The following is a 20157-nucleotide window of genomic DNA, read 5'->3' as shown; positions in this document are numbered from 1 at the left end:
GTGTTTCGTCCAAACTCGTTGGCGTTGCGCCGAACCCTTCGTCGGCCGCCATCCCTCCGGTGCGGCCTTCGATCGGAACCTCTTCCCCCGGCGATGTCGCCGGAGCTTTTTCGTAACGGGGACCGGACGCCCCTCGATTCGACGCTCGGCTATCCTTGTTCGCGGCATCCCGAAGGACCGGTTGGCCAGATAGCGGACGAGGGCTTGTCGGCCTCTCGACGCGGCGCAGTCAACCACCCGCCTCGTTATTCTTCAAGCCGGATGAAAGTCCCATGGCGAAAATGCTGGCGACGGTGAAATCGGCGCTCGTGCCGGGATTGACGCCTTCGGCCTTCAGGGCGCAATCGAGGTCGAGCAGCGCGGCTTGCCGAGCGTCTGGATTGGTGATGACTTTCAACTGCTTGCTGAGGATCTCGAAGCGGTGGCGCAGGCGTTCGGCGGTTTCGAGCCCGTATTTGCGCGCGACGTGGCTGTCGGGAAAGCGCCGGGCAAAGGCGAGAAAACATCGGGTCGTGGACGCCGGCGGCGGCTCGGGCGTTTCGATGAGATTCGGCAGCCCCACGGCGAAGACATCCTCGAACGCGTCCGTATAGGCGCGGGCGATGCGGTCGCCCGGCGCGGCGATTCGCATGGCGTCGAGGAGGCCGATCGACGGCGGACTGCGCACGTCCGCCTCGCCCCGCGTGCCGAGACCGCCGGGCGCGGCCAGAGCGATGGCCGAAAACACGTCCGCCGCATCCGTCCCGTCGAGACCGGCGAGAACGGCCTCCAGGGACCGCCGGAGGTCGCCGCCGCGCTCGGCGGCCATGGCGAGGGGAGCCGAGAGAAGGAGGATGCCGAGATTGGTGTTCTCGCCGACGGCGCCGCGGGTCGCCCGCACCGCGCCGAGGACGCGGGCCCCGAGCCGTCGTCCGGCCGCGGCGACATGGGGTGCCGAGACGCGCGCGCTCGTCTCGAAGGCCGCCACCTCCATCCGATGTCCACCGGCGATGCGGTGGACATTGCCCGGCTTCAGCGCGTCGAGCTCGGCCTCGCAGGCGGCGACGTAGAGAGCGGCGATCGTGCCCTCGGCAAGTCCGGCCATCATCCCGCCCAGGCCAGACGCGGCGCGTCCGGCCGGCGGCGCGCGGCCAGTGCGGCCAGGAGATCGCGGGCGCGGATGGCGGGGATGTCGAGACCGGTCGCCGCCGCGAGGCCGGTCCAGGCCGGCATGGAATTGACCTCGATCACCTGGGCCGCGCCGGAGGGATCGCGAAGGAGGTCGACGCCGCAGAAATCGGCGCCGACGGCGGCCGCCGCGCGCTCGGCGAGGCGTTCGAGCTCCGGGTCCTGCGGCATCGGCAGGCCCTCGGCGCCCTGCTTGATGTTGGTGATCCAGCCGGTGGACCGACGCACCATGCCGGCGACGGCGCGCCCCGCCGAGACGAGGATGCGCATGTCGCTGTAGGTGCCCTCGCTCAGCCGGCCGGCGAAGCGCTGGAGATAGTAGACGCCGGCGACGGTCGCCTCGTCCGGAAGGTCGTCCGGCTCGCGCACGAGGAGGAGGCCTTTGCCCTGCGCGCCAAAGAGCGGCTTCAGGACGAGGGGCCCGCCCTCCGCGGCCAGGATCGCGAGGGCCGCCTCGCGGGTCTCCACGACGAAGCTCCGCGGGCTGGGAAGGCCGGCCTCGGCGAGGCGGTAGCTCGTCGCGGACTTGTCGACGCAGAGCTCGATCGAGGGCGCGTTGTTGGACACGAGGACGCCCCGGCGGCCGAGCGCATGGAGGATGCCGAGGCGCCGCGTCACCTGCTCGAAGCTGCCGCCGTCCATCGTGCGCACGCAGACCGCATCCGGCAGGTCCTCGCCGAAGCCGGGAATGCGCAAGCCCGAGGCCGATCCGCTGTCATGGGCGATCTCCGAAAGCTTGACGGCCTTGGGAAGAGCCCCCGCGGCGCGCAGCGACGCCAGCATCTCCCGCGCGTGACGGTCGAGGGCGGCCGTCACGAGGAGGATGCGAGGGGCGAGGCCGGCGGCGTCCGCGAGGGAGCGGTCAGCCGAAGGAGGCATCGACCAGCTTCTCGACGATGCCGCCGGCGCGGAAGGTCTCGCCGGTCTCCAGCGCGACGACGGCGACCTCGGCCGGGCTGAAGAGGTTGGCGTCGATCTTGTAGAAGTCGCCTTCGTAGGCGCGGAAGATTTCGCCGAAGGGCGTTCCGTAATCCTTGGAATTGCGGCTCGGTAGGGCTTCGGCGAGATCGCGCGCGTCTGAGGCCGGCCCGGTGACGTGGAGAAGGATGCGTCCGCCGTAGATCACCGCGTCGTTGGTGCGGCCCATGGCGGTGACGAAGTCGGGATGGGGCGGCGGCAACGGCGCGTTGCCCATGCCCGACACGATGCGCGACAGGTCGAAATGAAGGACATGCGCCTTGTGCAGCGCGACCTCGACGACGCGGGCGACGATCTGGACCGTGCCGGCGAGGCTCTGCGTCGGCGCGTAGAGGATGGTGAGATCGCTCGGCGCGACGCCGCAATCCTCCGCGATCCGCCGCACCAGCTCCTCCGGCGGGGGGCTGCCGGTTTCCAGGACCAGGAAGGCTTCCGAGGCGCGATCGGCATAGGCGATGTCGTCGAGCACCGCTTCCTTGCCGGCGAGAGCGCGGGCCGGTCCGGATCCCATCGAAAAATAGCCGCCGCCGTCCTCGCTGGTCAGCTGCCAGCCGGCATATTGGCTGCCGAGGCAGGCGATCACGGGCTGCGAGGTGCGCACCGTCAGCGCGAAGGGATGATGGCGAAGGCCGCTTCCGGCCTCGATCTGGACCTCGCCGAGCCCGCCGAGGCAGATCTCCGCGAGGAGGCGGCCGGCCTCGAGGCTTCCCATGACGGAGGCCCCGGCATCGATCAGGCGCTCGCCGGCCGATCCCGTCGACACGGCGCAGCCGAGCCGGTCGGCATCGAAGGCGAGCTGTTCGACGAGCGGTCCGGCGCCGCCGTTGACGGAGAGGCGATGGGCCGAGACACGGCGGCGCGGGCTGGGGGAGACGTTCATATCTCGGGTTCCTCGATCATCGTCTTCATCTGGGAGAGGCGCGCGGCGAACAGGGTGATGGCATCGTCCGCGCTCGCGCCGTCGGCCTTGAGGGTGAACAGCGGCTCGCCGCGCCGGATGGTCGTTCCCGGCACGGGACGGTCCGACACGAAGGACGGCCAGTCGACCGCGCCGATCGTCACCGTGTCGACGTCGCAATAGGCAAAGCCCGCCGCCCGCACGCCGTCGGGGCGGAGCGGCGCTTCGGGCAGGCGCCCCTCGCAGGCATCGAGATGCACCGCGACGAGCGCCGGCGTTCCGTCGCGCTCGAAGACGTCCATCGTCGCGCCGGGCCGGGGATTGATCTCGAGCAGCCAGGGCTCGCCTTCATCCGGCACGATGAAGTCGGCGCTGCCGAGGCCGACTAGGGCGGGCAGCTCGGCCGCGATGCCCCGGATGGCCCGTTCGACGGCGGCGGATGTCGCGGGGTCGAGCGCGATCGGGCCGCAGGCGCCGCCGTAGCGGAAGGGTTCGGTCTCGCTCGGGCTCGGCCATTGCTCGGAAAAGCCGAGGATCCGAGCCTTGCCGTTGGCGGCGACGAACAGCGCGGAGCGACGGGCGCCTTCGACATGGCGCTGGTAGTAGCGGTCCGGCGCGGGCTCGCGCGTTCCGAGAAAGCCGATGTGCAGCCCGCCGGCCGCGCCGACGCGCTTGACGAGCCATTCGGATGCCGCGCCGCCCGCCGGAGGCTCCATCCGGATCTCGGGATGGGCGATGCCGAGCCCGGCGCAGAGGGCTGCGAAGCTCCGGGGGTCCTTCAGCCGGCGGACGGTGTCGCCGGTGTTGCCGAGAAGGCGCCAGCGCTCGGCGATCGCATCGAGCAGCTCCGGCCGGTCCTCGAAGCCGGGGCCGCAGAGAACGCCGACGGGATCGCGTCCGCGGGCGAGGTCCTCCAGGGCCGAAAGGAGGTCGCCCCCGTCGAACCCGTCGACGAAATCGCCCCTGACGATCCGCAGGTCGGCCGCGACGTCGCGCAGGTCGTTGTCGGCGAAGAGGTCCGCGACCAGCGGTCGATAGCGCGCGCGCCGCGCGGAGGCGGCGATCGACCGGCCGGAAAAGGTGGCGATGAGGAGGTCCCCGGCGGGTGTCTCCTCTGCCTCAGCCCGGTCGGCGCTCACAGTTCGGGGACGAGCGAGCGAGCGAGCTTGAAGGCGTCGCGGAAGTCCAGCGACAGAACCTCGTCCTCGGCGGCGAGCATGCGCCGGAAGAGGCCGGCCTCGGTCTGGTACTTGACGTTGCCGACGGCGAGCGCGCCGAGTCCGAGCGTCTGACTGCCCGCAATCGCGACGCCGTTGTCGAAGACGCCGACGCCCTCGATGCCGGCGGGCGGCACGGCGTTGACGTCGGCGGCGACGAGAAGGTGCGGCGCGGCCTCGACGAGCTTGGCCGACAGGACGCGCACGCCCGCCTTGGCGGCGGAGAAGACGATGTCGGTCTTGGCGAGAACGGCGGCCTTCTCGGCATCGGTCTTGCCGTTGACCGAATCGACCTCGACGCCGAACCGGACCCGCATCTGCGCGGCGCGCTCGCGCACGCGCTGCACGCCGCTATGGCCGACGAGGGTGACCTCGGCGCCTTCGAGCGCCGCGATGACGGCCGAGCAGTAGCCGACGACGCCGGTCGCGCCGAAGACCGCGATGCGACGCCCGGCCAGCCCGCCGCCCTTCTTGGCGACGAGGATCTTCTCGACGCAGGCGACCATGGCCGCGGCCGTCGTGAAGGAGCCCTGCGGATCGGCGAAGACATGGACGCCGAAGGGCGCGACGAGCGCGTTCTTGGCCGCCTCGATCATGTCGAGCGCGAGAATGGCGTCGTCGCCGCCGAAGAAGATGGTGGTCGACGTGCCGTGCGCGGGGGGGCGCGAGAAGATCGCGTCCTGCACGAGATCGGCGACTTCGGTCAGCTCGACGCTCTCGTAGGGAAGGATCAGGTCGTAGCCGGCATCGGCCGCCATGTTCGCGTCGAACGGACTGACATGCTTGTGCGGCGTCAACATGTGCAGGATTTTCTTGGGCATGCTCGTCCTCCCTCGGCGTTCGGGCCGACCCGTTCGAGGGTCTCGCGCCGACGCCTTCTTCGCTCAATGGTCGGTGTCCCCGAAGGATCGGTCGATCCGCCGCCCGATGGCGGCGGTGGCGCGCGGCTGTTCCGGCGCTTGGCCCTTCGAGGGCGTCATGGGACCGGTCGAGCGGTCCGTTCCCGATCCGTCTCTCGGCGATCCCCTTCGACGGCGGATCGCCTCAGCGCGTGAGCGCCATCTCGCTGTGCCGGTCGACGCTCGCGCCGGTGTTGCGCCCCTCGACGATGCGGATGTCGAGACCCTCGCGGTGAGCGCCGAGCGCGCCGACCAAGGTTTCCGCCTCGGCCTGGCTCGCGGCGAAGGCGAAGCCCGTCGGTCCCCAGGAGCTCTGGCCCGCGCCGTGCGCGCCGGCCGCGGTCAGGCGCTTCATCGCGGCCGCCACCTTCGGCGAGGCGTAGATGCCCCCCTGTGCCGGCTGGAAGTGCCGGCCGACGCGGATCTGGATCTCGGCGATGGCCTGTCCGAAGGAGACGATGTCCTCCTCGGCGAGACCGGGAAGGGCCTGCATCAGGACGAGGCGGCAGATGTCGGCCGCGTCGCGCTCGGGGAAGGGCGGCAGGGCCTTGAAGGCCTCCGCCTCCGCGCCGCCGTGCATCCCTTGCGTCGAGGGATCGAAGACGAGGACCACGCGCCAGGCCGTGGGAAAGGACAGGCGGGCGATGACCGGCGGCGGCAGTTCGTTCCGGCCCTTACCGCCGTCGACGAGGACGCCGCCTTCGAGGAAAAAGCCCGCGCCGACGCCGGAGCGGGCGCCCCTGCCGAGAAACGCCGCGTCGCCCTCCGGATCGAGCGGCATGCCTTCGAGCGTGCGCAGGGCCGCCGCGACCGCCAGCGCGAGCTGCGTGCCCGAGCCGAGCCCACAATGATGGGGGATCGTTTCCTCGATCACGAGGCGATGGTGAAGCTGGTCGATGCCCAGTCGCGAGCGCATGGCCTCGAGATGCCAGCGGGCGCGCGTGCGATCGGGGCCCTCGACGCTGGTCTCGTCGGCCGGCTCGATCCGGATGCGCGTCGCGGGTGCCGCGAGCGCCATGCCGATTCCGCCGAAGACGCGTCCCAGACCCCCGTGCATATCGAGGAAGCCGAGATGCAACCGCGCGGGTGCGGAGACGCTGACGACGTTCGCTGCCACGAAATGCCTGCCTTCCTGTGCCCTGGTGCCCTATTATTCCGATCGGATGCGGACGGGCAAGGGAGAAGAGGACAGCACGATGGCCGTTAAGGAAAGAACCTACGAAGACGCCGAGATCCAGAAGCGGCTCGAAGCCGAGCTGCCGAACTGGCGCCTGGAGGACGGCTGGATCCGCCGCACCTACAAGACCCATTCCTGGAAGGGGACCCTGATGGTGATCAACACGATCGGCCATCTCGCGGAGGCCGCGTTCCACCACCCGGATCTCACCGCCTCCTATGCCTGGGTCGAGGTCCGCCTCATGAATCATGCCGCCAAGGGCGTGACCGACAAGGATTTTCAGCTCGCCCGCAAGATCGAGGAGGTGGTTTCCTGGCAGCCGGGCACCGAGGGCGGCGCCCTGACGGGAACGCCCGACGATCCGCGCTTCGCCTATATCAAGCACGAGCGCTGAAAGACGCTTTGCCCGGACCATGGCGGGGCCTTCGCGTAAATCCCGAGATGACGGGGTTTGCGCGGAGCCCGCATTCGATTTAACTGACGCCGGGCGCCAGAAAGCGATTTCGTTTTGGGCAAGGCATGGATCGACGGGGCGCCGGCCCCCTTCGCGGACGCCGTGGCGGCGGCCGCCAACCGGCTGGCGGCGAGCCGTCTGCCGCTCATCACGGGGCTTGCCACGGACGTCGCCGGACTTCGCGCCGCCATGGACCTCGCGGCTCTTTCGGGCGGCGTGATCGACCACGCCCGCTCGGCCGCGCTGTATCGCAATCTCGACGTCTTCCGTCGGACGGGCCTGTTTCGAGGCGTGCCCGCGGAGCTTCGCCGGCGCTGCGACCGCGTGCTCCTCGTCGGCGGCGACGCGGTGGAAACGGCGCCGGATCTCCTCGCCTTTCTCCTGCGCGGATCTCCCGATCTCGGCCCCGGCCGGGGCGAGCCGCGGCGCACGGTCTGGCTCGGCGGCGGCGACGGCGCGGTCCTGCCCGGCGTCTATCTGGACGCCGTGCCGATCGAGGCCGCAGAGATCGCGGGCTTCGTCGGGCTGATGCGCGCGAGCCTTGCCGGACGGCGTTTCGATGCTTCGGCGGCATCCGGGCCAGCATCGGCCGGGCGGGCGGTGGAGATCGTGCAATGGCTCGCGGCGGCGCGATTCGCCGCCGTGGTCTGGTCGGCGGGAACCCTCGATGCGATCGCCATCGAATCCCTGACCGGTCTCGTTTCCGAGCTCAACGCCGCGACCCGCGCGAGCGCGATCGCTCTCGGCGAGCCCGGCGAGGCGCACGGAACGGCGGAGGCGGCGACGTGGCTGTCCGGCTATCCCTTGCGCGTCGGGTTCGCGCGCGGGTCCGCCGAGCACGATCCGGTCCGCTTCGACGGCGCACGCCTTCTCGCCTCCGGCGAATGCGATCTCGCCGTGCATGTCGACGCGCGCGCCGGCGTTTCGCTCGGCCTACCCGAGGGATCGGCCGTGCCGGTCGTTTCCCTCTCGGCGGGTGCCGCGCCCGACACCGTGCGATCGGCCGCCGTCGCCTTCGACGTCGCGCCGGCCGGCGCGGACGCGGACGATGCGCTTTGGGACGAGCGGCTGGCGAGCTTCGCTTCGGGCGAGGGCGAGGGCGAGGGCGCGGGCGCAAGATCCGACGCACCGAAGGCCTGCGACGTCCTGGCCGCCATCGCCGGCGCGCTCGAACCTCTTCTTTCGGCCGGGAGGGCCGCCTGATGCTGATCCGACTGAAGGGCGGGCATGTCGTCGATCCGACGCAAGGGATCGATGAGGTCCGCGATCTCCATATCGAGGACGGCCGGATCGTCGAGGCGCCCGGGGCGGGCGAGCCGGGCGAGACCGTCGACTGCACCGGCCGCATCGTGATGGCGGGCGCGATCGACATCCACTCCCACATCGCGGGCGGCCATGTGAACACGGCGCGCCTGCTGCTGCCGGAGTTCCACAAGGCGCATCTCGCGCGACCCTCCGACACCAAGCTCTCCAAGGTCGGCTGGACCACGGAGGAGACCGGCCTGCGCTATGCCGAGATGGGGTTCACGACGGTCGTCGAACCGGCGATGAGCCCGTCCTCCGCGCTCCACGCGCATCTCGAACTCGCCGACATCCCGATCATCGACAAGGGCACGCTCGTCGTCCTCGGCAATGACGACATGCTGCTCTCCATGCTGCGCGACGGCGAGAGCGAGGCCGCGATCGACGATTACGTCGCCAACGTCGTCTCCGCGACGCGGGCGCTCGGCGTGAAAACCATCAATGCCGGGGGCTCCGCGGCCTTCAAGGCCAATGTGCGCACCTTCTCCTTCGACGACGTGGTGCCCGATTACGGCGTCTCGTCGCGGGCGATCGTGAAGGCGCTGCAGGCATCCGTGACCCGGCTCGGCGTGCCCCATCCGCTGCATGTCCATTGCAACAATCTGGGCGTCCCCGGCACGGGTTCCGACTCGGTCGCGGCGACGATGGAGGCGGCGGAAGGGCTGCCCCTCCACTTCGCCCACATCCAGTTCTACGGCTACGGCGCCGGCGGCAAGCGCGGCTTCTCCTCCGAGGGAACGCGGCTCGCCGAGATCGTCAACGCGCGGCCCGAGGTGACGGTCGACATCGGACAGGTCATGTTCGGGCAGACCGTGACGGTTTCCTCGGACGCGCTGCGCCAGTTCGCGGGGCGCGCGACGGCGAGCCCGAAGAAGAGCGTCATCGTCGACGGCGAGGGCAATGGCGGCGGCGTCGTGCCGATCGAATACAAGGAGAAGAGCTTCTACAACGCCCTGCAATGGGCGATCGGGCTCGAGCTCTTCCTCCTGATCGAGGATCCCTGGCGCGTCTTCTTCACGACCGATCATCCGAACGGCGCTCCGTTCACGGCCTATCCCGAACTCTTCGCGCTGCTGATGGACCGCGAGGTGCGCCGGCGCTGGCTGGACGCTTTGCCGAAAGCGGTGGTGAAGGCGACGCGGCTCGCCGAACTCGACCGCGAATACACGCTGAACGAGATCGCGATCATGACGCGGGCGGCGCCGGCCAAGCTCCTCGGCCTCGACGATCGCGGCAGCCTCGCGCCCGGCCGGGTCGCCGACGTCGCGGTCTACGAGGCCTCGGGCGACAAGGAAGCCCAGTTCGGCCGTGCGGCGCTGCTCTACAAGGACGGCGTCAAGGTGGTGGAGAACGGGGTCGTGGTGAACCGGCGCATGGGCCGGACGCTCTCGCTCCAGACGCGGACGGACGCTTCGATGACGCAGCGGCTCGACCGGTTCTACGAGGATCGCTTCGGTCTGCCCTCGCGCTTCTTCGGCGTGTCCGAGGGGGCCGTCGGGGCGCGGCATGCGTTTGGGGAGGTGGCATGGCGGACGTGATCGGGAGGGCGCCCGGAATGGTGCTGAACGGCGTTTCGATCGACGACACCTTCGCCGAGGCCTTTCCCATGGCGGGATCGGGCATCGTCGTGACGGCGGCGAACGAGAAGTGGGTGCTGGAGGCGGCGCGCTCCATGACGGGCTTCGCCACCTCCGTCATCGCCTGCGGCTGCGAGGCCGGGATCGACCGGCTGCTCTCGCCGGACGAGACGCCGGACGGGCGGCCGGGCGCGATGATCCTCATCTTCGGCATGTCGCCGGACATGCTGGAGAAGCAACTCGTCACCCGGCTCGGCCAATGCATCCTGACCAGTCCGTCCTCGGCCTGCTTCCGGGGGCTCGAAGGGGCCGTGGAGATCGATCTCGGCAATGCCATCCGCTACTTCGCCGATGGCTGGCAGGTCTCCAAGAAGATCGCGGGCCAGCACTATTGGCGCATGCCGGTGATGGAGGGCGAATTCCTCTGCGAGGCGAAGACGGGGCTAACGACGGAGGCCGTCGGCGGCGGCAATCTCCTCTTTCTCGCCCGCGACGCCGCCGGCGCGATGCGGGCCGCGGAGGCGGCCGTCGAGGCGATCCATGGGGTTTCCGGCGCGATCATGCCGTTTCCCGGCGGCGTCGTGCGCTCGGGCTCCAAGGTCGGCGGGAAGTACAAGGGCATGATGGCCTCGACCAACGATGCCTACTGCCCGACGTTGAAGGGCGTCACGAACAGCCAACTGACGGCCGAGATCGGCTCGGTGCTGGAGATCGTGATCGACGGGCTGACCGCGGGCATCGTCGCGGATGCGATGCGGGCCGGCCTGAAAGCGGTGGTCGATCTCGGGCCGGAGGCGGGATGTCTGCGGGTGAGCGCCGGCAATTACGGCGGCAATCTCGGCCCGCACCACTTCCATCTCCGGGATCTCCTGCCATGAGCGCGCTGACGTTTACGCTGAAGGGCGGCACGCCGGGATCGGGCACATCGGAAGGAAGGGCGGCCGAACGGCTCGATCTGTCGCCGCTGCTGCCGTCCCGGCTCGCGAAGCTCGGCATCGGCGACATCGAGCGGATCGTCATCGGCACGACGCGCCGCCCGCTTCATGTCGGCGACGTTTTCGCGGTGACGGGCGACGATGCGGCGGAAATCCGTTTCGACGGTGGTTCGGAGCGCTTCGACCGGCTCGGCCAAGGGCTCGACGGGGGCATGATCCGGGTCGATGGGCCGGCCGGCATTCATGTCGGACGGCGCATGACCGACGGCGTGCTCGAGATCGGCGGCGGGGTCGGCGTCCTCGCGGGGTCGGGTATGCGCGGCGGCGTTCTCTCGATCGCGGGCGATGCCGGCGACGATCTCGCCGGTCCGGGCTTCGGCGAGGCGGCGGGCATGACGGGCGGCACGATCCGCGTGTCCGGCTCGGTCGGCGCGCGCGCGGGCGACCGGATGCGGCGCGGCACGATCCTCGTCGGCGGCGATTGCGGGCCGCAGGCCGGCTGCCGGATGATCGCGGGGAGCCTTCTGTGCAAGGGCCGGGCCGGGCCGGGCGCGGGCGCGCTGATGAAACGGGGCACGCTCCTCTTCTCCGGCGGCGCGGAGCCGCTCGGGCCGACCTTCCTCGACAACGGCCCGCAGGACCTCATCGTGCTCAGGTTGATGGCGCGGGCCTTTCCGGCGCTGCTCGACGGCCGGCCGATGCGGCGCCTGGCGGGCGACACCGCGGTGTCCTCGCTGGGCGAGGTCTTCCTGCCGGTCTGACCGGCGGGACCGGAAAGGGCGGGCCGGGGGCACGGATCGGGATGCCGCCGCTCCGGTCCCTGCGATCTGGCGCCGCAGTCCCGGCTTTGTGATGGGCGCGTCGCAGATGCAGCGCTACGTTTCGTCTCGCGATCGGCGTCACCGCCGGTCGGCGCGGTGGGCACCGTTCAAGACCGGACCCTTGGGAGGACCCGACTGATGGAAGGCGCAATGATCGATCTCGTCCTGTCGGTGTGCATGGCTTCGAGCCCCACCACCTGCAAGGAGGAGCATCTCTACTACGAGAGCCGCGGCACGCTCGCCCAATGCATGATGCTGTCCAGCCCCTATGTGGCGGACTGGGCGGGCAACCATCCGGAATGGACGGTGAAGAGCTGGAAATGCGCCTGGCCGGAAGACCGCAAGCAGGGGATTTGAGGGTCGCGTCGTTACTGGTCGGGAGTGATGAGCGCAACGCCGGGAAAGTAGGTGCGATCATGCCGCGTGTCTCGCGTCAGCAGCGTCATGCCTGCGCTCTCGGCGTGAGCGCCGATGAAGAAGTCGGGAAGGACACCCGTTCGCGTTCCACCGCGTCTTCGATAAAGCTGAAAGACCTTGCCAGCTGAAAACAAGACGCTGTTCGGTATCGGTTGGACGACGATGCCCATTTCAGCCAAAAGCTCGTCGGTCTGCCGCATCGTGTCATAGCCGACCGAAAACTCCGCGTAGACGATGGAGTTGATCACGACGAGCCCGCGGTTGGACTCCTCGCGAAGTTTGGCGATCGACCATTCTTCCCAGATCGGATCGCTCGTACTGACGTCGAGCAAGACATTCGCGTCGACGAACGTGTTCATTCCTCGCCGCGGGTTATGGCCATGATCTCGTCGGTCGTCATGCCGGTCGTGGCAGTCCCTCTCAGACGATCCCAGCGATCGGGATCGAGGGGCTTCTGAGGTGTCACGCGCTCGAGATAGGCGCGTCCATCGGCACCGATTCCGATCTCGACCGAACCTCCTGCCTTCAGGCCGAGGCTGTCGCGGCTCTCCCGCCTTCGTAGCGTTGGAACATAGCAACTCTTGGGTTGTCTTGCGAGCTTGTGACGCCTCTCAAGCCTCCCCCAGCGTCCGGATCGCGAGGATCGCCGCCGATGCCCGGTTTTCGACGCCGAGCTTGGAGAACACCGTCTCCAGGTGCTTGTTGACGGTGCGCGGGCTGAGCGAGAGGATCTCGGCGATGTCGCGGTTGGGCTTGCCGCGCGCGATCCAGAGGAGGACCTCGGCCTCGCGGGCGGTGAGCTGGAACTTCGTCCGGAGCCGCGCCGTCTCGCCGCCTTCCTCCTCGGACGTGAGGCGGAAGAGATGCTCGTTGTCGCCGACCTTGCCGAGGAAGGCGAGGGACAGCCGGCGTCCCGCCTCGCCCTCGATCGCAGCCGTCGGCGCGGCGAGGCCGGCATCGGCCCCCGAGCGCAGGAAGGCCGTGAGAGAATCCGGCAGGACGAAGTTGCCGTTTTCCGTCGCCAGCGCCGCGTTGAGGAGGCGGATCGCCTGCGGCGTCGACCAGAGGACGCGACCGTCGCGATCGGCGGCAAGGAGGAAACGGCCCGCCGTGTCGAGGGCGGCGCGGGCGCTCTGGGCGGCCCTGGCATTGGCGAGATGGACGCGGATGCGCGCCAGAAGCTCGTCGGGCACGATCGGCTTCGTCACGTAGTCGACGCCCCCGGCCTCGAGCCCCTTCACGACGTGCTCGGTTTCGGACAGTCCGGTCATGAAGATGACGGGAACATGGGCGAGGCCGGCATCGGCCTTCAGACGCCGCGTCGTCTCGAACCCGTCCATGCCCGGCATCATCGCGTCCATCAGAACGATGTCCGGGGTGATCTCGGCGGCGATCGAGAGAGCCTGCGTCCCTTCCAAAGCGACGAGCACGGTCGCGCCGGCCCCCTCCAGCGCCTCGGTCAGCATGCGCAGCGTGTCCGGCGAGTCCTCGACGACGAGGACGATGTCGCGGAACATGCGGGGAGACTGGCCGGGATCAGGCATCGGCCAGGGCCTCCAGTTCCGCGATGTAGCGCTTGAGGTCGAAGCCTCGGACATGGACGCGCATGGCTTCGGCGAAGGGCGCGAAACCGGGATCGGCCTCGAGGGCGGCGAGCTTGACCTCGATCCCCCGGATGTAGCCGATGCGGCCGAGCCGCAGAAGCTCGGCGAGATCGGAGGGCGGCGGCGGCTTGACGGGACCCGGCGCTGCCGGCCGGGCGGCCTCCGGCAGTGGTCCCGGTCCGTCCTGCGTCCAGTCGAGCGCGAGAAGGTCGCCGACACGCGTCAGGAGCTGGCGCAGGTCGACCGGCTTGGGAAGCGCGCCCTGCGCGGCCGGATGCGGGGACGGCTCGCCAGCATCGGTGGTCGCCGGCGTCTCGCCGAGGGTCGCCGAGAGCATCAGGATCGCGCCGTCCTGGCCGATCTCGCGCAAGCGCCGGGCGAGAGTCCAGCCGTTCATGCCCGGCATCTGGATATCGAGAAGGAAGAGATCGGGCGAAAGGCCGGAGACGAGGTCCAGCGCGGACGGGCCGTCGGCGGCGGTGAGGACGATGAAGCCGAGCGGGCGCAGGACTTCCAGCATCAGTTCGCGATGCACCTCGTCATCGTCCACGACGAAGATCGTGCGCCGCTTTCCCTCGTAGCCGCGGGGCGGGGCGGCGCCGGCGCGCGGCTTGGCCGGACCGGAGACGGAGGACAGCATCACGCGGACCTCGAAGCGGCTGCCCACGCCCGGCGTCGACGTCACGGTCACGTCGCCGCCCATGAGGTTGGAGAGAAGCCGCGTGATGGTGAGGCCGAGCCCGAGGCCCGAGGTCGCTCCCAGCGTCGCCGAACCGCGCTCGAACGGATCGAAGATGCGGCCGAGTTCGTCCGGCGCGATGCCCGGCCCGGTATCGGTGACGGCGAGCGTCGCGATCTGGCTGCGATAGGTGACCTCGAGGCCGACCGACCCGCTTTCGGTGTATTTGACCGCGTTGGAGAGGAGGTTGATCAGGATCTGGCGCAGCCGCTTCTCGTCGGTGCGCACCATTTCCGGCAGGATCTCCGGGCGCTGATAGGTGAAGGCGAGGCCGCGCGCCTCGGCCTGCAGGCGGAACATGTCGACGATCTGGTTCAGGAAGTCGGCGAGCCGCACCTCGCCGCGCTGCAGCTGGAGGCGACCGGTCTCGATGCGCGAGATGTCGAGGAGACCGTCGATCAGGCCGGACAGATGCTCGGCCGAGCGGCGGATCACCTTCACGCCGCGAAGCCGCTCCGGCGGAATCGCCTCGTCCCGCTCCAGGAGCTGGGCATAGCCGAGGACGGCGTTGAGGGGGGTGCGCAGCTCGTGACTCATGCCGACGACGTAGCGGCTCTTGGCGAGCGAGGCCGCCTCGGCGGTCTCCTTGGCCTTCTGGAGCGCGGCGTCGGTGCGTCGGTGCGCCTCGATCTCCTTGAGGAGCAGCGTCGTCTGGCGGGCGGTCTCCTCCTCCGCGACGTGCCGGCTTTCCTTGGCGAGCGTCACGAACCAGGTTCCGATGCCGGCGACGATGAGGAGGATGAAGAAGGCGGCCCACAAGGCCTTGGCGATGATCTCGCGATCGTTCGGGCTCGCCGTCGTCGCCTGATAGTAGATGAGGCCGAGGACGATCGAGATGATGCCGGCGAGCAGCGCGAAGCTGACGAGATAATGGCCGAGGCGGCTGTCGATGCGCGCCGCGGTCCGGGCCGGGAGAAGCGCGTGGGCGGCACTCGCGATCTGCGCCTCGAGCTTGGCGTGCGGCTTGCAGAGGTCGCCGCAGCGCGCGTCGAGCGAGCAGCAGAGCGAGCAGATCGGGCCGGCATAGGCGGGACAATAGGCCATGTCCTCGGGCTCGAAGGCATGTTCGCAGATGGAACAGTCGATCTCGGTCCGGTTGCTCCATTCCGCGCGCGGCCGGCGGGCGAGATAGTAGCGGCCCCCCGTCGCATAGGCGATGGCGGGCGCCGCCACGAGCGCGACGCCCAGCGCCAGGAAGGGCGACAGGGCCGCCGCCGCCTCGCCGAGAAGTCCGGAAAAGGCGGTGAGCGAGACCAGGGCGGCAAGGCTCATCGAGCCGAGGCCGACCGGGTTCACGTCGTAGAGATGCGCGCGCTTGAACTCGATGCCCGGCGGGGACAGGCCGAGCGGCTTGTTGATGGCGAGATCCGCGACGATCGTACCGAGCCAGGCGACGGCGACGTTGGCGAAGAGGCCGAAGGTCACCTCCAGCGCGCCGTAGATGCCGAGCTCCATCAGAAGAAGCGCGATCGCGACGTTGAAAATCAGCCACACGACGCGGCCGGGATGGCTGTGCGTCAGGCGGGAGAAGAAGTTCGACCAGGCGAGCGAGCCCGCATAGGCGTTCATCACGTTGATCTTCAGCTGGCTGACCACGACGAAGGCGGCGGTGAGCACGGCGGCGGCCGTCGGGGACGGCAGGACGTAGGAGAAGGCGACATCGTACATGTAGGCCGGCTCGACCGCGTGTTCGGGCGACAGGCCGGCGCGCAGCGCCAGCACGGCCAGGAACGATCCGAAGAACAGCTTCGGCGCCCCGAGCACGATCCAGCCGGGACCGGCGGCCAGCAAGGCGAAGCGCCAGGACGCTTCCGGCCTGCCCTTTCTGGCGGGCAGAAAGCGCAGGATGTCCACCTGCTCGCCGATCTGCGGCATCAGGGCGAGGATCACCGCGGAGGCGGCGCCGAACTTCAGGAGGTCGAACCCGTCGGGAAGGCCGAGCGCGGCCGAGTCCAACCCGGGATAGGCCGTCCAGGCCGCGATCGAGCCGGCATCCTTCCAGAGGATGAAGCCGACGGGGAGGATGTTGAGCACGATCCAGAGCGGCTGGGTCGCGATCTGGAAGCGGCTGATCCAGGTGACGCCGTGGGTGACGAGCGGAATCACGGCGAGGGCGGAGACGATGTAGCCGAGCCAGAGCGGTACGCCGAAGGCGAGCTCCAGCGCCGCCGTCATGATCGACGCCTCCACCGCGAAGAGGATGAAGGTGAAGGTCGCATAGATCAGCGAGGTGATGGTCGAGCCGATATAGCCGAAGCCCGCGCCGCGCGTGAGGAGATCGATGTCGACGCCGTATCTGGCGGCGTAGCGGCTGATCGGAATGCCCGTCAGGAGCAGGATCGCGGAGACGACGACGATGGCGAGGGATGCGTTGACGAAGCCGAAGGAGAGCGTGATCGCACCCCCGACCGCTTCGAGCGCCAGAAAGGAAATCGCGCCGATGGCGGTCTGCGAGACGCGCTGGGCGGTCCAGCGGCGGGCGCTCTTGGCGGTGAAGCGGAGCGCGTAATCCTCCAGCGTCTGGTTGGCGACCCAGCGATTGTAGTCCCGGCGAACGGGAAGAATGCGCTGTCGCCCTGCCATCGAATCCTTCCAGATCAGCCGCCCGACATCGCGCGTCTTTCGCGCGACAAGCAAGAACCATTCCGCTCCGTCACGATGTCGCGTCCCGCCTGCGAATGCAGCGTCAAGGCGCAAGCTCGGCACCAGCTACGTCAATCGACGTATACCGCTCGTCAACCCTTCATCGGAAGGTCCCGTTACGGCGGTGCAGCATGGCGCCGCCCCCAGGATCTCAACAGGGGGTTAGACGAATGGGTTTCTTCTCGGGCAAACACTGGCTGAAGGGTCTCGCGGCCGGCGCGATGATCACGGCCTCCGTCACGGGGTCGATGGCGCAGACCAAGCCCTCGGGCGAGCCGATCAAGGTCGGCGTCCTCCATTCGCTGTCGGGCACGATGGCGATCTCGGAGACGACGCTGAAGGACGCGATGCTGATGATGATCGAGGAGCAGAACGCCAAGGGCGGTCTCCTCGGCCGGCCGCTGGAAGCCGTCGTCGTCGATCCCGCTTCCGATTGGCCGCTCTTCGCCGAAAAGATGCGCGATCTGGTCTCGGCCCAAAAGGTCGCGGCCGTGTTCTGCTGCTGGACCTCGGTCTCGCGCAAATCGATCCTGCCCGTGGCCGAGGAACTGAACACCGTCGTGTTCTATCCCGTGCAGTACGAGGGTGAGGAATCCTCGCGCAACATCTTCTACACGGGCGCCGCTCCGAACCAGCAGGCGATTCCGGCCGTCGACTACATGATGGCCGAAGGCGTCGAGCGCTGGGTGCTGGAAGGCACCGACTACGTCTATCCCCGCACCACGAACAAGATCCTCGAAGCCTATCTCCAGGCCAAGGGCGTCAAGCCCGAGGACATCAAGGTCAACTACACGCCCTTCGGCTTCTCCGACTGGCAGACCGAGGTCGCGGCCATCAAGGAATTCGGCTCGGCCGGCAAGAAGACGGGCGTCGTGTCGACCGTCAACGGCGACGCCAACGTGCCGTTCTACAAGGAACTCGCCAACCAGGGCATCACGGCCGAGGACATCCCGGTCATGGCCTTCTCCGTGGGCGAGGAAGAGCTCGCCGGCATCGACACCAAGCCGCTGGTCGGCCATCTCGCCGCCTGGAACTACTTCCAGTCCGTCGACAACCCGGCCAATGCCGAGTTCATCGCGAAGTGGAAGGCCTTCACCAAGAACGACAAGCGCGTGACCAACGACCCGATGGAGGCCCACTATATCGGCTTCCAGATGTGGGTGAAGGCCGTCGAGGCCGCCGGCACCACCGACTCGGACAAGGTCATCGACGCGATGGTCGGCGTGTCCGTGCCCAATCTCACGGGCGGCCTGTCCTCCATGGGCGCCAACCACCACATCACCAAGCCCGTCCTCATCGGCGAGATCCAGGAAGACGGCCAGTTCGAGGTCGTCTACGAGACGCCCGGCCTCGTGCTCGGCGACGAGTGGTCCGACTTCCTTCCGGAGTCCAAGCCCCTCCTCTCCGACTGGCGCGCTCCGATGTCCTGCGGCAACTTCAACACCGCAACCGGCAAGTGCGGCGGCGCGGGCGTCGCGGCCAACTGATCGGAGGCCTTGCGCAGGCGACGAGCTTGCGCAAGGCGCCATGCCTTACACGCTTCGCGCGAGGAAGGCTCTCGTTTGAACCTCTCCCAGACGATCCGTCCGGGCTCCCAAACCTCACGGATCGTCCCTTCGGGGCGGCGCTTCCCTCCGGCGTCGCCCCGTTTCATCCCGGCCGCCCCCTTGTCGGCGGCGTCCCCTCGCTGATCGGGTTCTCCCATGACGACATTCGCGAAGCGGCTTCTCCTCCTCCTCGCCATCGCCATCGCCGCTCTGGCCGGCCGCCCGGCCGGCGCGCAGGAGAACAGCCCCGCGGCGGTGATCGCCGAATTCGCCGGCAAGAAGAGCTTTGCCGAAACCGAGGAGACCGTCCGCAAGCTCGCCGCCACCGGCGATCTTCAGGTGGCGAACGCCTTGAACGCGCTGGCGGCGGGCGAGCTCTACTATCGCAAGGCGGACAATTCCGTGGTGATCGCGCGCGGCGGCGATCCGCTGGACGTCTTCGACGCGCTGACCGGCGCGCCGGCCGGCACGGCCGCCAAGGCGGACCTCGACAAGGTCAAGGTCAAGAACTCCACGCGCAACGTCGTCGCGGACGCCATGGGTTCGCTGACGCTGCGCTCGCCGGACGAGGGCGTTCGCCGGACGGCCGCGCTCAACCTCTTCACCTCCGCGACGCCCGAACAGATCGACGTGCTCGACGCCGCGCTCGCCGAGGAGAGCGTTCCCGACATCAAGGCCAAGCTCGGCGAGGCGCGCGCCGCCGCGATCCTGAAATCCGACCGGGCGTCCGCCGAGAAGCTCGAGGCCATCGATCTCGTCTCGGCGCGCGGCGACCGACAGGCGCTGGCCGTCCTTTCCGGCATCCGGGCCGGCGAGGATGTCGGCCTCGTCGCCGCTGCCACGAAGGCCGCCGAAGCCATCGAGAGCCGGATCGCGGCCTGGACCCAGGCCCAGAACGTCTGGTACGGCATCTCGCTCGGCTCGGTGCTGCTCCTCGCCGCCATCGGCCTTGCCATCACCTTCGGCGTGATGGGCGTCATCAACATGGCGCATGGCGAGATGATCATGCTCGGCGCCTACACGACCTTCGTCGTGCAGGAGGCGATCCGCAGCCACGCGCCGTTCCTCTTCGATTATTCGCTCGCCATCGCCCTGCCGCTCGCTTTCCTCGTCGCGGGCGCCGTCGGGCTCCTGATGGAACGCTGCCTCATCCGCTTCCTCTACGGACGCCCACTGGAAACGCTGCTCGCGACCTACGGCGTCTCGCTGATCCTGCAGCAGGCCGTGCGCCTCGTCTTCGGCGCGACCAACCAGGAGGTCGGCAATCCCTCCTGGATGTCGGGTTCCTTCCAGGTCGGGCTGATGTCGGTGACCTGGAACCGCATGTGGATCATCTTCTTCGCGCTCGCCGTCTTCGGAGCGCTCCTCTTCGCGCTGAACCGCACGTCCGCCGGCCTCAAGATGCGGGCGGTCACGCAGAACCGGAAGATGGCCTCCGCCATGGGCATCCGCACGCCCTTCGTCGACGCCATGACCTTCGCTCTGGGATCGGGCATCGCCGGCATCGCGGGCGTCGCGCTCAGCCAGATCGACAACGTCTCGCCCGATCTCGGCCAGGGCTACATCATCGACAGCTTCATGGTCGTCGTCTTCGGGGGCGTCGGCAATCTCTGGGGCACGCTGGTGGGCGCCATGTCGCTCGGCATCGTCAACAAGTTCCTCGAGCCCTATGCCGGCGCGGTTCTCGGCAAGATCGTGGTGCTCGTCCTCATCATCCTCTTCATCCAGAAACGCCCGCGCGGACTCTTCGCCCAGAAGGGAAGGTTCGTGGACGCATGACCG

General features: G+C 69.0%; 17 protein-coding genes. 8 read left to right on the top strand and 9 right to left on the bottom strand.

Features of this window, described 5'->3' with window-relative positions; translation table 11 throughout:
* Positions 1-229 precede the first annotated feature (229 nt).
* From ASG43_RS14685 to ASG43_RS14660, 6 genes are all read right to left on the bottom strand, one after another.
* Positions 230-1084 carry a triphosphoribosyl-dephospho-CoA synthase gene (locus ASG43_RS14685; protein ID WP_056506400.1) on the bottom strand — a complete coding sequence of 285 codons (855 nt, stop codon included), beginning with the start codon at positions 1082-1084 and terminating at the stop codon, positions 230-232.
* Positions 1084-2046 (bottom strand): RimK family alpha-L-glutamate ligase, encoded by a 963-nt coding sequence (locus ASG43_RS14680; protein WP_082490927.1) that lies wholly within the window; start codon positions 2044-2046, stop codon positions 1084-1086. The genes ASG43_RS14685 and ASG43_RS14680 overlap by 1 nt, the downstream gene beginning before the upstream one ends.
* Complete coding sequence (gene mch / locus ASG43_RS14675) at positions 2030-3025, bottom strand: methenyltetrahydromethanopterin cyclohydrolase (protein ID WP_056506397.1); 996 nt, start codon at positions 3023-3025, stop codon at positions 2030-2032. Before mch ends, ASG43_RS14680 begins: the two co-directional genes overlap by 17 nt.
* A complete protein-coding gene (locus tag ASG43_RS14670) occupies positions 3022-4182 on the bottom strand; it encodes an ATP-grasp domain-containing protein (RefSeq protein ID WP_056506394.1) in 1161 nt (386 codons plus the stop codon). The genes mch and ASG43_RS14670 overlap by 4 nt, the downstream gene beginning before the upstream one ends.
* On the bottom strand, positions 4179-5081 hold the full coding sequence (locus ASG43_RS14665) for an NAD(P)-dependent methylenetetrahydromethanopterin dehydrogenase (RefSeq protein ID WP_056506392.1): 903 nt from the start codon (positions 5079-5081) through the stop codon (positions 4179-4181). Before ASG43_RS14665 ends, ASG43_RS14670 begins: the two co-directional genes overlap by 4 nt.
* 223 nt (positions 5082-5304) lie before the next feature.
* On the bottom strand, positions 5305-6276 hold the full coding sequence (locus tag ASG43_RS14660; protein WP_156386716.1) for a beta-ribofuranosylaminobenzene 5'-phosphate synthase family protein: 972 nt from the start codon (positions 6274-6276) through the stop codon (positions 5305-5307).
* A 79-nt stretch (positions 6277-6355) separates the two neighbouring features.
* Here ASG43_RS14660 and ASG43_RS14655 point away from each other — a divergent pair, with 79 nt between their 5' ends.
* From ASG43_RS14655 to ASG43_RS14630, 6 genes are all read left to right on the top strand, one after another.
* Complete coding sequence (locus ASG43_RS14655) at positions 6356-6730, top strand: 4a-hydroxytetrahydrobiopterin dehydratase (protein WP_056506777.1); 375 nt, start codon at positions 6356-6358, stop codon at positions 6728-6730.
* A gap of 114 nt (positions 6731-6844) precedes the next feature.
* A complete protein-coding gene (locus ASG43_RS14650; protein ID WP_056506388.1) occupies positions 6845-7993 on the top strand; it encodes a hypothetical protein in 1149 nt (382 codons plus the stop codon).
* Positions 7993-9630 carry a formylmethanofuran dehydrogenase subunit A gene (locus tag ASG43_RS14645; protein WP_082490926.1) on the top strand — a complete coding sequence of 546 codons (1638 nt, stop codon included), beginning with the start codon at positions 7993-7995 and terminating at the stop codon, positions 9628-9630. The genes ASG43_RS14650 and ASG43_RS14645 overlap by 1 nt, the downstream gene beginning before the upstream one ends.
* Positions 9618-10547, top strand: coding sequence for a formylmethanofuran--tetrahydromethanopterin N-formyltransferase (fhcD, locus tag ASG43_RS14640; protein WP_056506385.1), 930 nt, complete (start codon positions 9618-9620; stop codon positions 10545-10547). The genes ASG43_RS14645 and fhcD overlap by 13 nt, the downstream gene beginning before the upstream one ends.
* Complete coding sequence (locus tag ASG43_RS14635; RefSeq protein ID WP_056506382.1) at positions 10544-11365, top strand: formylmethanofuran dehydrogenase subunit C; 822 nt, start codon at positions 10544-10546, stop codon at positions 11363-11365. The genes fhcD and ASG43_RS14635 overlap by 4 nt, the downstream gene beginning before the upstream one ends.
* A 198-nt stretch (positions 11366-11563) precedes the next feature.
* On the top strand, positions 11564-11782 hold the full coding sequence (locus tag ASG43_RS14630) for a hypothetical protein (protein ID WP_056506380.1): 219 nt from the start codon (positions 11564-11566) through the stop codon (positions 11780-11782).
* 11 nt (positions 11783-11793) lie between these two features.
* On the opposite strand, the gene ASG43_RS14625 is transcribed toward ASG43_RS14630, so the two are convergent.
* From ASG43_RS14625 to ASG43_RS14615, 3 genes are all read right to left on the bottom strand, one after another.
* Positions 11794-12201 (bottom strand): type II toxin-antitoxin system VapC family toxin, encoded by a 408-nt coding sequence (locus ASG43_RS14625; protein WP_056506377.1) that lies wholly within the window; start codon positions 12199-12201, stop codon positions 11794-11796.
* A 252-nt stretch (positions 12202-12453) separates the two neighbouring features.
* Positions 12454-13386: a response regulator gene (locus ASG43_RS14620; RefSeq protein WP_056506374.1), complete on the bottom strand. Its 933-nt coding sequence runs from the start codon at positions 13384-13386 to the stop codon at positions 12454-12456.
* Positions 13379-16768: an ATP-binding protein gene (locus tag ASG43_RS14615; protein ID WP_056506771.1), complete on the bottom strand. Its 3390-nt coding sequence runs from the start codon at positions 16766-16768 to the stop codon at positions 13379-13381. Before ASG43_RS14615 ends, ASG43_RS14620 begins: the two co-directional genes overlap by 8 nt.
* A gap of 281 nt (positions 16769-17049) precedes the next feature.
* On the opposite strand from ASG43_RS14615, the gene urtA reads away from it, so the two are divergent.
* Both urtA and urtB read left to right on the top strand, forming a co-directional pair.
* Positions 17050-18315 carry an urea ABC transporter substrate-binding protein gene (urtA, locus tag ASG43_RS14610; protein ID WP_056506768.1) on the top strand — a complete coding sequence of 422 codons (1266 nt, stop codon included), beginning with the start codon at positions 17050-17052 and terminating at the stop codon, positions 18313-18315.
* A 216-nt stretch (positions 18316-18531) separates the two neighbouring features.
* Positions 18532-20154, top strand: a complete 1623-nt coding sequence (gene urtB / locus ASG43_RS14605) for an urea ABC transporter permease subunit UrtB (RefSeq protein ID WP_056506371.1) — start codon at positions 18532-18534, stop codon at positions 20152-20154.
* The last annotated feature ends 3 nt before the right edge of the window (positions 20155-20157 follow it).

This window comes from Aureimonas sp. Leaf454 (assembly GCF_001424685.1).
Lineage (GTDB): Bacteria > Pseudomonadota > Alphaproteobacteria > Rhizobiales > Rhizobiaceae > Plantimonas.
This window is presented reverse-complemented; position numbering and strand designations above follow the sequence as displayed.

Excerpts from the sequence above, each read along its gene's own strand:
- ASG43_RS14685 (WP_056506400.1), bottom strand. The coding sequence starts at position 1,084 with ATGGCCGGACTTGCCGAGGGCACGATCGCCGCTCTCTACGTCGCCGCC.
- ASG43_RS14680 (WP_082490927.1), bottom strand. The coding sequence starts at position 2,046 with ATGCCTCCTTCGGCTGACCGCTCCCTCGCGGACGCCGCCGGCCTCGCC.
- mch (WP_056506397.1), bottom strand. The coding sequence starts at position 3,025 with ATGAACGTCTCCCCCAGCCCGCGCCGCCGTGTCTCGGCCCATCGCCTC.
- ASG43_RS14665 (WP_056506392.1), bottom strand. The coding sequence starts at position 5,081 with ATGCCCAAGAAAATCCTGCACATGTTGACGCCGCACAAGCATGTCAGT.
- ASG43_RS14655 (WP_056506777.1), top strand. The coding sequence starts at position 6,356 with ATGGCCGTTAAGGAAAGAACCTACGAAGACGCCGAGATCCAGAAGCGG.
- ASG43_RS14645 (WP_082490926.1), top strand. The coding sequence starts at position 7,993 with ATGCTGATCCGACTGAAGGGCGGGCATGTCGTCGATCCGACGCAAGGG.
- fhcD (WP_056506385.1), top strand. The coding sequence starts at position 9,618 with ATGGCGGACGTGATCGGGAGGGCGCCCGGAATGGTGCTGAACGGCGTT.
- ASG43_RS14635 (WP_056506382.1), top strand. The coding sequence starts at position 10,544 with ATGAGCGCGCTGACGTTTACGCTGAAGGGCGGCACGCCGGGATCGGGC.
- ASG43_RS14630 (WP_056506380.1), top strand. The coding sequence starts at position 11,564 with ATGGAAGGCGCAATGATCGATCTCGTCCTGTCGGTGTGCATGGCTTCG.
- ASG43_RS14625 (WP_056506377.1), bottom strand. The coding sequence starts at position 12,201 with ATGAACACGTTCGTCGACGCGAATGTCTTGCTCGACGTCAGTACGAGC.
- ASG43_RS14620 (WP_056506374.1), bottom strand. The coding sequence starts at position 13,386 with ATGCCTGATCCCGGCCAGTCTCCCCGCATGTTCCGCGACATCGTCCTC.
- ASG43_RS14615 (WP_056506771.1), bottom strand. The coding sequence starts at position 16,768 with ATGGCAGGGCGACAGCGCATTCTTCCCGTTCGCCGGGACTACAATCGC.
- urtA (WP_056506768.1), top strand. The coding sequence starts at position 17,050 with ATGATCACGGCCTCCGTCACGGGGTCGATGGCGCAGACCAAGCCCTCG.
- urtB (WP_056506371.1), top strand. The coding sequence starts at position 18,532 with ATGACGACATTCGCGAAGCGGCTTCTCCTCCTCCTCGCCATCGCCATC.